The sequence below is a fragment of the Synechococcus sp. CBW1006 genome, from assembly GCF_015840525.1.
Taxonomy (GTDB): Bacteria; Cyanobacteriota; Cyanobacteriia; order PCC-6307; family Cyanobiaceae; genus CBW1002.
This window is the reverse complement of record NZ_CP060396.1, coordinates 1,160,002-1,177,517: the sequence shown is the minus strand read 5'-3', so window position 1 is coordinate 1,177,517 and position 17,516 is coordinate 1,160,002. Positions and strand designations below refer to the sequence as shown.

At 60.9% G+C, this 17,516-nt stretch carries 14 protein-coding genes; 3 read left to right on the top strand and 11 right to left on the bottom strand.

All coding sequences use genetic code 11. From position 1 onward, the window contains the following. Nucleotides 1-61: 61 nt before the first annotated feature. The gene (fghA, locus tag H8F26_RS05600) at nucleotides 62-928 is read right to left on the bottom strand and encodes an S-formylglutathione hydrolase (RefSeq protein ID WP_197158116.1); all 867 of its coding nucleotides are present in this window, start codon (nucleotides 926-928) and stop codon (nucleotides 62-64) included. A gap of 197 nt (nucleotides 929-1,125) precedes the next feature. Further along, nucleotides 1,126-1,776 (bottom strand): hypothetical protein, encoded by a 651-nt coding sequence (locus H8F26_RS05595; RefSeq protein ID WP_197158114.1) that lies wholly within the window; start codon nucleotides 1,774-1,776, stop codon nucleotides 1,126-1,128. Between the two features lie 242 nt (nucleotides 1,777-2,018). Here H8F26_RS05595 and H8F26_RS05590 point away from each other — a divergent pair, with 242 nt between their 5' ends. Then, a complete protein-coding gene (locus H8F26_RS05590) occupies nucleotides 2,019-3,533 on the top strand; it encodes an IS66 family transposase (RefSeq protein WP_197154287.1) in 1,515 nt (504 codons plus the stop codon). Nucleotides 3,534-3,792: 259 nt separating this feature from the next. Here H8F26_RS05590 and H8F26_RS05585 read toward each other — a convergent pair whose 3' ends face one another. The 9 genes from H8F26_RS05585 to acpP all read right to left on the bottom strand — a co-directional run bounded on the left by H8F26_RS05585 (nucleotide 3,793) and on the right by acpP (nucleotide 14,900). After that, nucleotides 3,793-4,905 carry an S-(hydroxymethyl)glutathione dehydrogenase/class III alcohol dehydrogenase gene (locus H8F26_RS05585; protein ID WP_370594675.1) on the bottom strand — a complete coding sequence of 371 codons (1,113 nt, stop codon included), beginning with the start codon at nucleotides 4,903-4,905 and terminating at the stop codon, nucleotides 3,793-3,795. A gap of 158 nt (nucleotides 4,906-5,063) precedes the next feature. Further along, entirely contained in the window at nucleotides 5,064-6,353 is a 1,290-nt protein-coding gene (locus tag H8F26_RS05580) for a PQQ-dependent sugar dehydrogenase (protein ID WP_197158112.1), read from the bottom strand. A gap of 343 nt (nucleotides 6,354-6,696) precedes the next feature. Next, complete coding sequence (locus H8F26_RS05575) at nucleotides 6,697-7,560, bottom strand: TauD/TfdA family dioxygenase (RefSeq protein WP_197158110.1); 864 nt, start codon at nucleotides 7,558-7,560, stop codon at nucleotides 6,697-6,699. A 48-nt stretch (nucleotides 7,561-7,608) separates the two neighbouring features. After that, nucleotides 7,609-8,745 (bottom strand): cytochrome P450, encoded by a 1,137-nt coding sequence (locus tag H8F26_RS05570; RefSeq protein ID WP_197158108.1) that lies wholly within the window; start codon nucleotides 8,743-8,745, stop codon nucleotides 7,609-7,611. A 98-nt stretch (nucleotides 8,746-8,843) separates the two neighbouring features. Continuing rightward, complete coding sequence (locus tag H8F26_RS05565) at nucleotides 8,844-9,338, bottom strand: hypothetical protein (RefSeq protein WP_197158106.1); 495 nt, start codon at nucleotides 9,336-9,338, stop codon at nucleotides 8,844-8,846. Beyond that, nucleotides 9,322-10,767 carry an acetate--CoA ligase family protein gene (locus tag H8F26_RS05560; RefSeq protein WP_197158104.1) on the bottom strand — a complete coding sequence of 482 codons (1,446 nt, stop codon included), beginning with the start codon at nucleotides 10,765-10,767 and terminating at the stop codon, nucleotides 9,322-9,324. The genes H8F26_RS05565 and H8F26_RS05560 overlap by 17 nt, the downstream gene beginning before the upstream one ends. Nucleotides 10,768-11,333: 566 nt before the next feature. After that, on the bottom strand, nucleotides 11,334-13,340 hold the full coding sequence (gene tkt / locus H8F26_RS05555) for a transketolase (protein WP_197158102.1): 2,007 nt from the start codon (nucleotides 13,338-13,340) through the stop codon (nucleotides 11,334-11,336). 61 nt (nucleotides 13,341-13,401) lie between these two features. Further along, nucleotides 13,402-14,649, bottom strand: coding sequence for a beta-ketoacyl-ACP synthase II (fabF, locus tag H8F26_RS05550; RefSeq protein WP_197158100.1), 1,248 nt, complete (start codon nucleotides 14,647-14,649; stop codon nucleotides 13,402-13,404). A gap of 8 nt (nucleotides 14,650-14,657) precedes the next feature. Then, the gene (gene acpP, locus H8F26_RS05545) at nucleotides 14,658-14,900 is read right to left on the bottom strand and encodes an acyl carrier protein (RefSeq protein ID WP_197158099.1); all 243 of its coding nucleotides are present in this window, start codon (nucleotides 14,898-14,900) and stop codon (nucleotides 14,658-14,660) included. A 164-nt stretch (nucleotides 14,901-15,064) separates the two neighbouring features. Here acpP and psaC point away from each other — a divergent pair, with 164 nt between their 5' ends. Both psaC and glmS read left to right on the top strand, forming a co-directional pair. After that, complete coding sequence (psaC, locus tag H8F26_RS05540) at nucleotides 15,065-15,310, top strand: photosystem I iron-sulfur center protein PsaC (RefSeq protein ID WP_007099573.1); 246 nt, start codon at nucleotides 15,065-15,067, stop codon at nucleotides 15,308-15,310. A 190-nt stretch (nucleotides 15,311-15,500) separates the two neighbouring features. After that, nucleotides 15,501-17,516 (top strand): glutamine--fructose-6-phosphate transaminase (isomerizing), encoded by a 2,016-nt coding sequence (glmS, locus tag H8F26_RS05535; protein WP_197158097.1) that lies wholly within the window; start codon nucleotides 15,501-15,503, stop codon nucleotides 17,514-17,516.

Here is a 17,516-nt window from a genome sequence, read left to right as displayed (position 1 = left end):
TGTGCCGCCACGGCGGGCGCTGGCGAGGTGCGAGCACCTGAGCAGCTGAGCAGCTGAAGCTTCAGCCGATCAACGCGCGGGCGTGGTGTCGCAGATGGTCGTCGATGAAGCTGGCGATGAAGAAATAGCTGTGGTCGTAGCCTTGCTGAAGGCGCAGCTCCAGCGGCTGGCCCGCAGCCCTGCAGGCGGTTTCGAGGTCGTGGGGCCGCAGCTGCTCGGCCAGGAAGGGATCGGCCGTGCCCTGATCCACCAACAGCGACAGGAGATCTCCGGCGGGTCCCCGCAGGGTGGCGCCGCCCTCCAGCAGGCCACAGGCATCCCAGGCAGCCCAGCTCAGAGGATCGGGACCGAGCAGGTGATCGAACGCCTTGCGGCCCCAGGGGCACAAGCTGGGATGGGCGATCGGTGCGAAGGCCGACACGGAGGCGTAGCGACCCGGGTGGCGCAGGCCGGACACCAGGGCCCCATGGCCCCCCATCGAATGACCGGCGATGCCGCGCCGATCGGAGCGAATCGGCAGCTCCGCCTCGACCAGGGCCGGCAGCTCCTCGACCACATAGCTGTGCATGCGGTAGTGGCGACGCCAGGGCTCGGCGCAGGAGTCCACGTAAAAGCCGGCGCCATGGCCGAAATCCCAGCCGCCATCCGGATCGCCCGGCACCTCGTGCCCGCGCGGGCTGGTATCGGGCAACACCAGGGCCAGGCCCAGTTCCGCCGCCAGCCGCTGGGCACCGGCCTTCTGGCCGAAGTTCTCATCGGTACAGGTGAGGCCCGACAGCCAGTGAAGGGCCGGAACAGACCCGCCGGCGAGGGCCTGGGGGGGCAGAAACACACCGAACACCATCTCGCAGGCCAGCTGCCGGGAGCGGTGCCGGTAGCGGCGATGGAGACCACCGAAGCTGCGACTCTCGGAGAGCAGGGTGAGCATCCCAGGGGACCCGCAGTGATTCGGCCTATCTTATCTGTCCTGGAAAGATGTTCCAAGAACGGATGGATGCTTGATCAGGATGCAGAGCTGGGTGCGGACATGCTGAATTGAAGCCACTGCATCAACCCCTCGGAAGACAGCCGGGGCCACCCAAGACGACCCACCGCCAACCGTAGCGCGGCCAACAAGAGATAACTTTAAGGCGGAATCTCTATATCCAGACGCCTGTGGTCTTCGAAGACACATGTCGTGTTCATTTTGAATCCCTGCTCAGGAAACCATGCGAGATAGCGCCGATCACCTTTCTTCTCGTTCTCTGAAAGGTTTTTCTCGAACTTCTCTTCTGGCGTGTCGGCAAGAAACAGGTAAAGGCGATCATTGCGAATGATCCATGCGTTCAGGCTTACGGCTGGACCCAGGCAGTCACGTGCCCATACAAACTCCGGCTCAAATTCATTGGAGATTCCCCAGGAGCAGAAACCGCCATTCCTGGGGATGAAACGGCTTGGCGACTCAGCGAAACGCCTCATGTTTTCGCTGTTATGAAAATAGTATGTATAGCCAAGATGCACGTGCCTATAGGCCGGCTTGCCCCGCGCGGGAGGAGTGCCATCCGCACGGCTGAAAAAGGAAACGACATCGGCGCCACCAAGAACCGGATACGCCTTATTGGTGCAGTTGACGAGCGTTGGTATATGCGGACATTTGGGAATTTGAGATGCCGCGTAGAAGTTCGCCAGAAGAAATAGAAAGGTGGCCATGCCCGCCAAGCCTGCCAGCGCCTTGGCGAGACTATTGAAGGACTTTCGAGTCCCTGCGGGATGGCTCGCAGCAGCTGGAAGAGGCATGGATGGGTGTTCAGTTGGTTGTCGGCTAGATGGCCATCCATCGATTCACCGGATCAGGCGTCGAATCTGTCGACAGCAATTCCGTGAGATCCCACTTTCAATCGATCCCCTTGTCTCCGCCTCGGCTGTCTTGCCGAAGGTACCCGTTCAGGAGTCGGGACAGCTCGCAACGAACATCGGGCTTGCTGAACCCTTGACGGTGGCTTGATTCCTGGTTGCATCTCAGTAAGAGACTCCTTGCGATGACCACCCCACCGGCCGGGATTTCAGAAGCCGATTGGGCCGCCACCCCGGTGGGAGTGAAGGCTGGATTTCTTGAGCTGGTCAGTCAGTGCCAGAGGCAGCAACAGGAGATCGAGCAGCTCCGCATCCAGCTCACCGCCCTGGCGACCGAACTGGCCCATCTGCGCGAGCGGATCGGCCGCAGCTCCCGCAATTCTTCCAAGCCTCCCTCCAGTGATGGCCAGGGGTTTAGGCCGCCCGAACGACGCAAGGGCAGTGGCCGCAAGCGCGGCGGCCAGCCGGGCCATCCCGGATCTGGGCCGGAGCTGCTGCCGATCGAGCGGGTGGATGAGGTGGTCGAGCACCACCCCCAGGCCTGCCGCCGCTGCGGCACGTTGCTACAGGGTCAGGATCCCGAGCCCTTGAGGCACCAGGTGATCGAGATTCCACCGATCACGCCTCTGGTGATCGAGCACCGGCTGCACCGCCTGGTCTGCCCCTGCTGTTCCACCAGCACCTGTGCCTCGTTACCGGCGGAGGTGGAAGTAAGCCATTACGGTCCCCGGCTCAGTGCTCTGGTGGGTCTGCTGGGTAGTGCCTTCCCGTTGAGTTTCAGCAAGACCCAGGCGCTGCTGGATCAGCTGCTGGGGGTACAGATCAGCCGGGGAGCGATGGCCACTATCCGCCAGCGCTTGAGTGCAGCACTGGAGCAGCCCATGCAGGAGGCCCTTGCGTTTGCCCGTCAGCAGTCGGTGGTCTATGTCGATGAAACCGGTGCCCCCACCGGTAATGCCGATGGGGGCAACCCCGATGGCCGGCGCGGCTGGGAGTGGGTCATGGTGACCGCCATGGGGGTGACAGTGTTCTTGCAGAGCCTGAGCCGCTCGGCTGCCGCCGCGATCGACCTGCTCGGGAATGCCTTTGGCGGAATTGTGGTGAGCGATCGCTTCTCCGCCTACAACCATCTCCCGCTGGAGCAGCGCCAGCTGTGCTGGGCGCACGTGATCCGCGATCTCACCGCCATCGCTGACCGTCAGGGCGCCAGCGGTGAGATTGGAGCGGAGCTGCTGGGCCTGCAGCAGCAGCTGTTTGCCCAGTGGCACCGCTACAAAGACGGAACGATCGACTGGTCCACGTTGCAGCAGGGCTGTCGGCCGATCCGCCAGGCGTTTGTGGGCACGCTGCAGCGGGTTGTGGAGCTGGGCTGCCAGCGCGGCGAGCGAACGCCGTGGGCCAAGACGGTGCGTACCTGCCATCAGTTGCTGCAAGTGAGCGATGGCCTCTGGACCTTCCTGGAGATTGAAGGGATCGAGCCCACCAACAACGCAGCCGAGCGTGCCCTGCGCCATTCGGTGATTCAGCGCAAGATCAGCCATGGCGTCCAATCCCGCCAGGGTGCAATCTGCCGCAGCAGGTTGCTCACGGTCACCACCAGCCTGCGGCAACAGGGCCGTGATATCTGGCAGTTCCTGGAGCAGGCCTTGATCGCCCATCATCGCGGCGGTGAGATGCCATCGCTGTTGCCGAATCCCTGAGCCGGCCGTCATCGATCGTGGTGTCTGTGGTTGCTCGTTGATCAGCGATCAAGGGTGGAATGCTGCGCTGCTGCGTAACGGCCCCTGAACGGATACTGCCGAAGAATCATCAGCATTAGGATTTTTCACATCATTCAATTTACCCTGCAATGGTTTTGCCTGCCTGAAGAGGACCCATCATTCGCCTGCCAGAACGATGACCCTTCGGGTGAATACCCTTGGAGAGGCAATCGCCGGTCTGACGTCATGGTGCAGCCGATCAGAAGTGAATCACCGAGCGGATGCTCTGGCCCGCATGCATCAGCTCGAAAGCGCGGTTGATCTCATCCAGCCCCATCGTGTGGGTGATGAACGTATCGAGGGGGATCTCTCCCTTCTGGAATCGTTCCACGTAACCGGGCAACTCGGTGCGGCCTCGTACACCACCGAAGGCCGAGCCACGCCAGACCCGGCCGGTCACAAGCTGGAAGGGACGGGTGCTGATCTCCTGGCCGGCACCCGCCACCCCGATGATCGTGGATTCACCCCAGCCCTTGTGACAGGACTCCAGGGCGGCACGCATCACATCGACGTTGCCGATGCACTCGAAGGAATAATCCACACCCCCATCAGTGCGGTCGATCAGCACCTGCTGAATCGGGGCAGCGTAATCATGCGGGTTGAGGCATTCAGTGGCGCCAAGTTGTTGGGCAATCGTGAACTTCTCCGGGTTCAGATCAATGCCGATGATCCGCGAGGCCTTGGCCATCACCGCGCCGATCACCACCGCCAGGCCGATACCACCCAGACCGAACACGGCCACCGTGCTGCCGGGCTCCACCTTGGCCGTGTTGAGCACAGCACCGATGCCAGTTGTCACCCCGCAGCCAAGCAGACAAACCTTGTCGAGCGGTGCCTGCTTGCTGATTTTCGCCACAGCGATCTCCGGAAGTACGGTGTATTCGGAGAACGTAGAAGTACCCATATAATGATGAATCATCCGCCCCTGCTTCGAGAAGCGGCTGCTGCCGTCGGGCATCAATCCCTGGCCCTGTGTGGTGCGAATCGCCTGGCAGAGATTGGTCTTGCCGGAGAGACAGAATTTGCATCGTCGACATTCCGGCGTGTAAAGCGGAATCACGTGATCGCCCACCGCCACCGAGGTCACCCCAGCGCCCACCTCCTCCACGATCGCGCCACCTTCATGGCCCAGGATCGCAGGGAACAGGCCCTCGGGATCAGCGCCTGAAAGGGTGTAGGCATCGGTGTGGCACACGCCCGAGGCCACCACCCGCAGCAAGACCTCACCCTCCCGAGGCGGAGCCACGTCCACTTCGGTGACCTCCAGGGGCTGGCCTTGGGCCCAGGCCACGGCGGCGCGGGAGCGGATCATCGGCTGTGTGCTTCGGGTTCTCATCCTCTCCTGTCGCCGGGGCCAGGCCGACCCAACGGCGGCGGCCAGACGCATGGTGCAAGCCCCCCTGGCCCACCGCCTCAGGTTGCCGTGTTGAGCCAGCACGAGTAACTCCTGCCACTCGCCCTGCCGCAGGGCTACGTCCCAGCGGGGCGTAACCGCAACAGCCGGCCCTGCGGAGCATCGGTGAGCACATAGAGATCACCATCGGGGCCCTGACGCACATCACGCACCCGCTCGCCGATGGGAATGATCGATTCAGCGATCACATCGCCTGATTCATTCAACTGCAACCGGCGCACGCTTCGGGCCACCAGACCACCCGCGAAGAGGTTGCCGCGCCACTGGGGAACCCGATCTCCCTGCCTCACGGCCAGGCCGGATGGAGCGATGGTGGCCATCCACACCCGACGCGGATCGGCGAATCCCGGCGAAGAGCTGGTGGGTGCCACGGAACGACCACTGTCGTATTCCCTGCTATGGGACACGATCGGCCATCCATAGTTGATGCCGGGGCTCAGCAGGTTGAGTTCATCCCCGCCGCGCGAACCGTGCTCCGTGGCCCACACGCTGCGGCGCACCGCGTCATAGGTCATGCCCTGGATGTTGCGGTGGCCGAGACTCCACACCGCCGCATTGGCTCCCTTACGGCCTACGAAGGGGTTGTCTGGAGGAATGGAGCCGTCCTCGCGGAGGCGGATCACCTTACCCAGGTGACTGGCCGGATTCTGGGCCTGAAGGCGGATCCAGGCGCCGTCCAGGCTCACCGGAGGATTGCCGCCATCACCGATCGACACCAGCAGGGTGTCATCGGGCAACCACACGAGACGGGATCCGAAGTGCTGGCCACCGGCCTTGGTCCGGTTCACCTCAAAGATCACCTGCCAGCCTCGCAGGGTCCGTCCATCGAAGCGAGCCCGGGCGACCCTGGTGCCGTTGGCCTGCTGATCGCCATGGGCATAGCTGAAATACACCCAACCGTTGTCGGCGAAGCCGGGATGCACCGCGACGTCGAGCAGCCCCCCCTGGCTTGAGGCGAACAGCTGCTCGGCCACCACATCCGCGGCGACCGGGGCCACACCAGCCACCGGAACAGGATCAAGCGTCCCCGCCCGAACGATCCGCAGGCGTCCCGGCCGCTCGGTGATCAGCAGATCGCCGTTGGGCAGCCAGTCCATGCCCCAGGGGTGCTCCAGCCCTTGCACCACCGGGGTCAGCGTCACCGGCTCCACGGGCAAGCCCTCTGGATCCGGACTCAACAGGGTGGCCGGGCGGGCGGCACCGGAAGCGGCAGTTTGAGCAGAGCCACCAGTTTGCGCGGCACACTGCGACAGTCCAAGCCCAAATGCCGCAACGACGGCACAACCGATCCCCAGGGTGATCCAGGGGGCCGAGTGGCTGCGAAACCGCTTAAGGGAGGAGAGCATGCCTTCTGGGCTGAGGGTTCCAGTCTGCTGGGATCACCGCATGTGGTGGAACCGTCGATCAGCTCAGGGCAGGCGCGATACCCGTTGGGGCCGTTGCAGGAGTGCTGCTGAGTGGCAGATGCTTGTCCGCCGCGGTGTCAGTCGACAGATTGACGTCCCAGGCCTGGAGTAGTTCAGCGCGTAGCGTCCGCTCGAACTCGCCGGCTTCAGCCGGGTACTGGCTGCGATGCGCGATCAGGGTGGTACTCAATTCAGCCCAACGGCGGGGTGTCAAGATGTCAGGCAGAAGGGGTTGCCCAGCCCAAGGACTGCGAGGGAACAAGGTCGCGAAAGATTCAAAACCTCAGCACCATCTTGATCGTTCAGCTGGAGCTGGCTTGGTCAGCCTGCCAAATCTACAAACCAGTTCATCGCCTACAGCAACAGCGGAAGCTTTTCGACCATGCATGACCCTTGTATTGTCAATCACAACCATTTCTTTAGGGGCCAGAGTCAAGATATGCATGCATCGCTGATGCGCCTTGATGATCTCCACCAATTCTCTATCAGCAAATGGCCCTCCCCCACCCCAGGAAATGCCATTGCTTGCATGGCAATAGATTTTGCCAGCATTATCGACACCAGCCGGTAATGATGCAAGATGGGCGAGCATGCCATTGGCAAAAGCTTCACGGCCTGAAGACCAGGAGCGACGCAGCGGGGATTGACGCCAAAGAAGACTCAGAATTTCCCCTTTCCATTGATAGGACAGTTGAGGGCAAGTGCTCAATAACATCTCAAGATCATCTCGATGATCAAGCCCGAATTCAGATTGCCACCGCTCCTTTCCCCACTCCATCTCGTAGACAACTCCCTCACGTCGCAGTCGCATCTCCAGGCTGCTCGGCAAATGCCAAAGCATGCTTTCTCCATCAACCAATGTGAGTTGGCCACCAAGGTGGACTGGTATGGATCGGAGTGCAGCAAAGATACAGAGATCAGGCATGGGCAGAATTGGACGATATGCACGCTCAGAATGTCCAAGCACTTCCTTTTGCCCGCAGGGAGCATGATGCAGAGTGCCCCCTGGAAAGGGAGCCTGATAAACTTGCCTGCCGATACTGGGAAGCACCTCAAGGGAAAGCTGTTCCGAAAGTTTTCGAAGTCCAGTAATGCCCCCATGGGGAGCAGGCACCAATGCCCATCCGCGCTCTTGCAACGACTCCATCACAAAGCGAGTCAGTCTCTGACTATTAAAAACAGACGGATTCACAGCTCACGCACCAACCAGCACAGGCAAGGACTGCAGAGATCGGATAAAGCTATTCCGGGACCAGACAACTTCCCCTGAAATGCGAGCTCTAGGGAAGTGCTGGAGAAAAGCCTGCACAGCAACCTCGGCTTCCATGACAGCAAGATGTCTCCCAAGACAATGGTAGCTGCCGCGACCAAACGCAAGATGCGGATTAGGGAATCGATCAATCTGGAATGTGTCGGCATCAGTGAATATCTTTTCGTCTCGATTTGCGGAGCCAAGGATGACCGAGACTTGATCACCGGATACGAAGCGATGCGCTCCGATGGCTACCTCATCGATAGCCATGCGGAAGGTCGAGCGCTGAAGGGGAGCTTCAAAACGCAGAGTCTCATCAACTGCTCCCTTGATAAGACCAGGGTTGGCATGGAGCAAGCCAAGTTGATCTGGATTGCTCAACAATAAGTTCAGACAACTACCAATTAAAGCAATTGTGGTTTCATGCCCAGCAAACATCAGCAGCATCAACATTGCAGCTGCCTCGTTGCCAGCAAGAAGATGAGCCTCTTGAGCATCTAGCAATGCCTCTAGCAAGGAATCCTCACGCGGTCGCCATGCGCCCTTGAGCCCCGCTTGAAACAATTGCTGAAGTTGGCGGAAAGCCAAAGCTTTGGCCGCGAGTGAACTATCGTTGACGGCAAGATCATCAGAGGCGGCTGTAATCCTACGCGAAAGGTCTCGAAGGAGTGGTATTTCTTCCTGTGGCAGCCCAATGAGACGAGCAATAACAGAGAGAGGCAGCAGCTCCGCATAAGCTGGAACAAGATCGATCACGGAATTGAGTTCCATAACCTCTAGCAGCTCAATGGAGCTACACCTCACAACTTCTGCATAGGCAGAAACGGATTTCCTTCGGAAGAAGCCCTCGACCAAATGGCGCAATCGCTTGTGATCAGGATCATCCTGAAACAACATGCTGTCATCAAATCCTGCCTCAGCTTCCTCATCCTTTGCATCTGCACTGCGTTTGCTGAAGTGAACAGTATCCGCAAGCACCGCCTGAGCTTGAGCATAAGTACTGAGCAGCCATTTCCCTTGAGCTCGATTAGCCTCACCAGGATGATGGGGGATAAAGAGCGGCTGGTCAAGCCTTCTCATCTCTGCATACACAGCATATGGGTCATTCACCAAAGCACTCAATAGAGAGTGCGAAGACCAGGATCTCTGCATGTTGCTTTCCAAGCCTAGATTGAATTCTAACAACGGAATCCTCCTCGCTGCTCCAACAAGAAGAGACCGTCGCCAGAATCGCGAACCGTAAATCGTGCATGGATATAGGCCATGCCACCGATAACCCGAAACGACTTGCACTTCATGTCGACACGGATGTTCTGCCGTGAGCGGATCGGCCTGCGTAGAGAGCATCTGCACTCGCGCATCCATGCTTCCTGGGCCTTGCAAGGCAATTCAAGTTTTTTGAACAACCAGAAAAGACTGAGCTCTGCGCAGAACTCCTGCGAACTGAACACTGAAAGATGAAAGCCTCCTGGATCTGTTGACGAGGAGAAAGGATTGAGAATATCCACCATGGCTTGAAGGATCTCGCCATCAATGCTCACTTGCTGAATACACCATTGCTCCTTAGCTTTACCGCCATGCAGATAAGCCGACTGATACGGCTCCAAGTCATTCGGATAGAATTGCTTGGCTGCTGAGCTAGTTTCTATCATCTTCCTATTCTCGGCCACCATTTACAAAATTTTCAAGCAGGGCTTCAAGTGTATCAGTGCGATGACAGGAATGGCACATCTGCTTCAGCGTTGACCACAGCTTCCCTTCCGGTTGGAGGGATTGGCTCTGCCCATTGCATAGATTGTCAGCACTCGTGCAAACAATGAGTTTGTCGAAGCGATCAATGGGCAACCCATCCACGGCCAAAGAGTCATGCCAAGGCGCCAAGATTAGATGTCGTAGATGCTGGCAGCCAAGCAGCATAGATGTTGCCAGAAACTGATCCTCAGGCGGCCCACTCAAGCACTCATCATCAAGGAAGACGCCATCCTGGCCCACCAAGCCAATACCACCAGAATCACCCTGCCGGCGACGTCGCTCAAGGCTGTCCTTCAAAGGCAACACACTCTCAAGTCCTAGCACAACATCAATGGGGATACGTCCATCCCCTCCGAGTAATTTATTTAGGAGTACATCGTGTCCAGTTGCTATTTGAGGCTGAGCATTCACCTCGCAGATGATGCCACCTGTCTGCAACCATGATTCACTGATATCAGGGAGCAGAAGATCTACACCCGCAAGGTCAAGATGTAAGGCCTCTGCTGCTCGAATTGCGAGGCGGAGATTATCGGGATGAGCACTGTCAAGAGCAGGAACAATCTCACCTCCGCGGGAGATGTTTGCAGCCCCACGAAGATAAACAGTATCCCCATCAGTTGGGATGCTCGCCGGGGTGAGCCCCTGATAGGCCAACATCCGCTTGGCCTCCAGATCAAGCTCAATCGGCATGCGTTGTCCACCCTGACTGCCAACGACTTTCGCAATCTCGAGATTCTTAAGACTTAAGAGCTCAAGAATGGTACTTTTACCATCACCCCTGACAAATCCAGGGCGACGCTCAACCACTCTGAATATTGAGCCTTGATGAACATGAACCCGATAGTCACGACTTGAATAGTATCTTTCAACCAAGACTTGATGACTGCGCGCAAAAATCGCATTAGCGGCTTCTCTGACTTCTTCCTCACTGGATAACCTCACGTGGACTTCCAGGCCCCCATCAGCATTTCGGGGCTTGAGGACAACAGGCAAACCAAACTGACTCGCGAGTTGCCAGGCATGGTCCACTGATCTGGCCACTTCGCCCTCAACGACTGGCAGGCCAGCGTCACGGAGAATATTTTTTGTAAAGAGCTTGTCTTTCGAGGCATTGCAGCCGATGGCGCTGTCAAATTGCGTTACAGAACTATCCATAAGAATTGAAGTGAAGCCCCATCCATATCTGTGCAATCTGCCGGTGATTCGTTTTGTCGGAATGTTCATCGCTTGAGCTGCCGCAAGCAAGCGCAAGGAGTTGACTCCTTGCGGGAGGCTCTCCTGCATATCTTTTTTGCATTTGAACAATCTTGCAGGGATTTGAGCTGTTTCCTGGCGATCCTCCTGGTTCAAAGATAAAATAGTGCATAATCGCAACAATTCCAAGGCTGGCCTCCACGTGTATTCACTTGCGGGAAGTATTAGCAAATAGGAATCGACACCTCGAAGCTCTCGGCCCCTTGGAATAGCCCTTGAGGGCAGGCCTATGTTCCGCTGGGTTGCGTCAGCTATTGCCAGGAATACTCTTCCGGCTGGATCGCAAGTTTCGACAGAAATATTGCGAAGGCTATTTTCGTATTCAGAGCTCGTGATCTGAAGTGTGGACAGGCACAGATCCTTTACTGTTGCCAGCCTGTTCATTCCTATCTTAAAGTACCTTGCCAGCTCCCACTTAATCCATAGAGAATAAGGCTCAATACCCGGTAGAAACCCGCGCTGAACGCGCAAGAGCTTGAGACAGTGTGCAGCTTTGACCATAAACTTCAATCGCAATCAAGCCTACACAAAAGCATCTCTTGCGAAGATATAAAGAGGCTAGCATGCAATATTGATGAATAATTTGCCCAGAACAAGCCCCGCATGTCTGGCAGGGCCTGCTCTGGGACAGGGTGGCGTCTCAGTATGTGCTTCTCAACGGATCAGCCCAGAGCCTTGGCCTTGGCCACCACGTTGTCCACGGTGAAACCGAACTTCTCCAGACACACAGGACCAGGAGCCGAGGCACCGAAGCGGTCGATCGAGACAGTGTCGCCATCGAGGCCCACGACTTTGTGCCAGCCGAAGGAGCTGGAGGCTTCCACCACCAGACGTTTGCGGACGGACGCGGGCAGCACGCTGTCGCGATAGGCAGCGTCCTGCTCCTCAAACAGTTCCACGCAGGGCATCGATACGACGCGCACATTCTTGCCGTCGGCACGCAGCTGGGCAGCGGCCTTGGTGCAGAGCTCAAGCTCGGTGCCGGAGCCGATCAGGATCAGCTCGGGGGTGCCGTTGCTGTCTTCCAGGATGTATCCACCCCTAGCCACAGCGGCGGCGCTGGAGTTGGCCTGGTTGGCCATGGCCTGCCGGCTGAGGGCCAGCACGGTGGGGCGCTTGCGGTTGGTCACCGCCACCTGATAAGCGCCGCTGGTTTCATTGCCATCACCAGGGCGGATCACCAGCAGGTTGGGGATCGAGCGCAGGCTGGCCAGGGTCTCCACGGGCTGGTGGGTGGGGCCGTCTTCGCCGAGGCCGATCGAATCGTGGGTCAGCACGTAGATCACACCCAGTTCACTGAGGGCCGAAAGGCGCATGGCGCCCACCATGTACCCCGCAAACACCAGGAAGGTGCCGCCATAGGGGATCAGGCCACTGCCGTGATAGGCGATGCCATTGAGGATCGCAGCCATGGCGTGCTCGCGCACACCGAAGTGGAGGTAGCGATTAGCTTCGCCGCCCTTCTGAAAGCTGGCCTCACCCTTGATGTCGGTGAGGTTGGAGTGGGTCAGGTCGGCGGAACCGCCGATCAGCTCGGGCAGGGCAGGGCCGATGGCGTTGAGGCAGTTGTAGGAGTGCTGCCGGGTGGCCAGACCCTTGTCCGTCGCGGCGTAGGCGGGCAGCTTGGCGTCCCAGCCCTGGGGCAGTTCACCGCGCAGCATCCGCTCGAACTCGGCGGCTTCAGCCGGGTACTGGCTGCGATAGGCGCTCAGGTTGGCGGTCCACTTGGCTTCGGCGGCTTCACCGCGGCTGATCGCCTGGCGCCAGTGGTCGTAGGCCTCCTGAGGCACTTCGAAAGCGCCGTAGCTCCAGTCAAGAGCCTTGCGGGTCAGCTCGGCCTCGTCGGCGCCGAGGGCTGCGCCGTGAACCCCGGCGGTGTTGGCCTTGTTGGGAGAGCCGTAGCCGATCGTGGTGGTCACCTTGATCATCGACGGCTTGTCGGTGACCGCCTTGGCCTCTTCGATGGCCCTGGCGATGGCAGCCACATCCGTGTTGCCGTCGGGCACATGAATCACATGCCAGCCATAGGCTTCATAGCGCTTCAGCACATCCTCGGTGAACGACACCGCAGTGTTGCCATCGATGGTGATGTGATTGTCGTCGTAGAGAGCAATCAGCTTGCCCAGGCCCAGGTGGCCGGCCAGGGAGGCGGCTTCGCTGCTGACGCCCTCCTGATGGCAGCCATCACCCATGATCACGTAGGTGGTGTGATCAACGAGCGTGCAGCCGGGCTTGTTGAACTTGGCGGCCATGTGAGCTTCGGCGATCGCCAGGCCCACCGCATTGGAAATGCCCTGACCCAGGGGTCCGGTGGTGACTTCAACCCCGGGGGTCTCGAAGGTTTCAGGGTGGCCCGGAGTCTTGGAGCCCCATTGGCGAAACTGCTTGATGTCGTCGAGGCTCACTGAGTCGTAGCCGGTGAGGTGCAGCAGCGCGTACAGCAGCATGCAGCCGTGGCCGGCCGACAGCACGAAGCGATCCCGGTTGAACCATTTCGGATTCCGGGGGTTGTGCTTCAGGACCTTGTCCCACAGGGCGAAGGCCATCGGCGCGCAGCCCATGGGCAGGCCGGGGTGGCCCGAGTTGGACTTGTTGATCGCGTCGACCGCAAGGAAGCGGATGCTGTTGATGCAGAGACTTTCGACCGACGTGGGGGTGGCGACGACCATGGGTGGCAGCAAAGGGGTAAGGGGTAGAGGAGTCCGTGGGCCGGGCCCGGGAGAGCCGGGATCAGCGCATCCGACGGAAGGCGAGACAGACGTTGTGACCACCGAAACCGAAGGAATTGGAGAGCACCACGTTCAGCTTCTGTTCCCTGGCCTGATTGGGAACGACATCCAGATCACAGGCCGGATCCGGATTTTGGTAGTTGATCGTAGGGGGTACGAGGTCGTGGCCAATCGCCAGCACCGCCGCCACGGCCTCGATGCCGCCGCTGCCGCCGAGAAGGTGGCCGGTCATCGACTTGGTGGAGCTCACCGGAATCCGGTAGGCATGATCACCGAGGGCCGCCTTGATGGCCGATGTCTCGTTGCTGTCGTTGGCCTGGGTGCTGGTGCCGTGGGCGTTGACGTAGTCGACCTGCTCGGGTTCGAGGCCCGCATCGCGCAGGGCCAGCCGCATCGCCTCAGCGCCTCCAACGCCTCCCGGAGATGGGGAGGTGATGTGATGGGCATCGCAGGTCATGCCGTACCCCACAACCTCGGCCAGGATTTCGGCATCGCGGGCCCTGGCGTGTTCCAGGCTCTCCAGGACCAGAATTCCCGATCCTTCTCCGATCACGAAACCGTTGCGCTCGGCGTCGAAGGGGCGACTGGCAGTAGCGGGATCATCGTTGCGGAACGAAAGCGCCTTGGCGCTGGCAAAGCCAGCCACACCCAGGGGCGTGATCGCCGATTCGGCACCACCGCAGATCATCACGTCCGCCAGACCCATCTGGATCAGGCGGTAGGCATCGCCGATGGCGTTGGAGCCGGCGGCGCAGGCCGTGGCCACGGCGGTGCTCGGTCCCTTGGCGCCGAGGGCGATCGCCGCGAGGCCGGTGGCCATGTTGGGGATCATCATCGGCACGCAGAAGGGACTGACCCGATCCGGCCCGCGATCCTTGAGCACGTGCGCCTGGGTCTCCATCATCAGCAGGCCGCCCACGCCGGAGCCGATCGCAACGCCGACGCGGTGCTGATTGCTCTCGTCGACCACGAGGCCGGCATGGCCGACGGCCTGTTTGGCCGCCACAACACCGAACTGGCAGAACCGGTCCCAGCGCTTGGCTTCCTTGGGCTCCAGCCAACCCTTGGAATCGAAGTTCTTGACTTCCGCAGCAAAGCGGCAGGCATGGCGCGCCGCATCGAACAGGGTGATCGGTGCCACCCCATTACGTGCAGCGCTCAACCCTTCCCAGTATTGGGAAACGTCATTTCCGATCGGTGTGACCGCGCCGAGACCTGTGACGACGACGCGGTGGAATCCCTCCACCATCAATCGCCTCAGGCTTGCTTGTCCAGGATGTACTTGACGGCATCGCCGACCGTGGTGATGCCTTCGGCAGCCTCGTCGGGAATCTCGATGTCAAAGGCCTCTTCCAGGGCCATGACCAGCTCGACAGTATCGAGCGAGTCGGCGCCCAGATCGTTCTGGAAGTTGGATTCGGGCTTCACCTCGCCGGCGTCGACGCTGAGCTGCTCGGCAACGATCGAACGGACTTTCTCGAAGATCGCTTCCTGGGACATGGCCGCTGGGGAGGGAGGCCGCATCCTACGGGTCGCCCTGAACCGCCCCCCTCGGACTTATGAACAAGGGTGACGGCCTCCCGCCCCGCCGACCTGCTCTCCGGCCGGTGTGGGTACGTTCGTGGCCACGCCGTTCGTTACCGGCCACCTCCGCACCGAGGCACATGTCCCACGCCGTCAAGATCTACGACACCTGCATCGGCTGCACCCAGTGTGTGCGCGCCTGCCCCCTCGACGTGCTCGAGATGGTGCCCTGGGATGGCTGCAAGGCCGGCCAGATCGCGTCCTCTCCCCGCACCGAGGATTGTGTCGGCTGCAAGCGCTGTGAAACCGCTTGCCCCACGGACTTCCTCTCAATCCGCGTTTACCTGGGCGATGAGACCAGCCGCTCCATGGGCCTGGCCTACTGAATTGGAGCTGAACAGCCAGCTTCAGCTCAGCGACCAATCAGTTTGTCGCAGTGCGGCAGAGAGAGGGCCTTCCTGCGGGAATGCGTTCTCCACGCTACTGCCGCAAGCCATCTGAAAGAATCGGCTCCCAATAGGCTCAGCTCGGCCCACCGCCGGGCTTTTTTTTGCCCTTCCCGCTGCAGACGCCCCTATGTGCGGCATCGTTGCCCTGATCGGATCGCGGGAGGTGGCTCCCCAGCTGCTGGAAGGGCTGCGACAGCTGGAATACCGCGGCTATGACTCGGCCGGCATCGCCACTGTGGAGGCGCTCTCCGTAGACGCGGCCGCGGTGAATGCCGGCTGCGTGGATGGCGCCACATCCTCGGATGTGCCCAGCACGAAAGGCCTGCTGCACTGCCTCCGGGCTGAGGGGAAGCTGGTCAATCTCACAGCCCGTTACGAGGCCGATGGGGCCCCGGGCCACTGCGGCATCGGCCACACCCGCTGGGCCACCCATGGCAAGCCGGAGGAGCGCAACGCCCATCCCCATCTCGATGGCAGCGGCCGTCTGGCGGTGGTCCAGAACGGCATCATCGAGAACCATCGCAGCCTCCGGGAGGAGCTTCAAGCTGGCGGCGTTGTGTTCCGTTCCGACACCGACACCGAGGTGATTCCCCACCTTGTGGCGAGGCGACTGGCGGAACTCCGCCAGCAGGGCCGCCGCATCGGTGGGCGGCTGTTGCTCGAGGCGGTGCAGGACGTGCTGCCGCTGCTGCAGGGCGCCTATGCCCTTGCCCTGGTCTGGGCCGAGGCTCCTGGGGCCCTGGTGGTGGCCCGGCGGGCCGCGCCGCTGCTGATCGGCCTGGGCGAGGGGGAATTCCTCTGCGCCAGCGACACCCCAGCCCTGGCCGGATTCACCCGCACGATCCTGCCGCTTGAGGATGGCGAGGTGGCGCTGCTGACACCCCTGGGCATTGAGCTCTACGACGCCCAGGGGGAGCGGGTGGAACGCACCCCATCGCTGCTGAGCGGCACCGAGCACGTGGCCGACAAGCGCAGCTTCCGCCACTTCATGCTCAAGGAGATCCATGAACAACCGGAAACAGCGGCCCTGTGGGTGGCCCGGCACCTGCCGCACCCCAGGCCAGAGTCTCAGGGCGATGGCGGCGGGGCGGGGCCCGGTGCCGATGGGCTGGCCCTTGTGGCCCTACCGCTGGATGAGGTGGTCTATGAGGAGGTGGAGCGGATCCAGATCCTGGCCTGCGGCACCAGCCGCCATGCCGCCCAGGTGGGAGCCCACCTGCTGGAGCAGCTGGCCGGCATCCCCACCAGCGTCTATTACGCCAGCGAATTTCGGTATGCACCGCCGCCGTTGGTCCCCCACACGCTCACGATCGGGGTGACCCAGTCCGGCGAGACGGCGGACACCCTGGCGGCCCTGGCGATGGAGCGGGACCGGCGCCGGCTGGTGGCCGATCCGGCCTATGCCCCGAAGCTGCTGGGCATCACCAACCGTCCGGAGAGCTCCTTGGGCCGTCTGGTGCCCCACATCCTCGACATTGGCGCCGGCATCGAAGTGGGGGTGGCGGCCACCAAGACCTTCCTCGGCCAGCTGCTGGCCTTCTATGGGCTGGCGCTGGCCTTCGCGGAGCGCCGTGGCGGCGGTCGGGCCGGCTGCCCCCCGGAACGGCTGCGGTCCCTGGCGAAAGACCTGCGCCAGATCCCGGCCCTGCTCCAGGACCTCGTGAACGACCACGACCGCCGCTGTGAGGAGCTGGCCCACCTGTTCGCCGACACCCAGGACGTGATCTTCCTGGGCCGGGGCATCAACTACCCGATCGCGCTGGAGGGTGCCCTGAAACTCAAGGAGATCAGCTACATCCATGCCGAGGGCTATCCGGCCGGCGAGATGAAGCATGGCCCGATTGCCCTGCTCGATGCCCGGGTGCCTGTGGTGTCGATCGCCATGCCCGGCCCGGTGTTCGAGAAGGTGCTCAGCAATGCCCAGGAGGCCAAGGCCCGCGATGCCCAGTTGATCGGCGTGGCTCCTGAAGGCCCGGACACCACCCTGTTCGACCAGTTGCTGCCCATGCCAGAGGTGGAGGAGATGCTCAGCCCCCTGCTCACCGTGATCCCGATGCAGCTGCTCAGTTATCACATCGCTGCCCACCGGGGCCTGGACGTGGATCAGCCGCGCAATCTGGCCAAGAGCGTCACGGTGGAATAA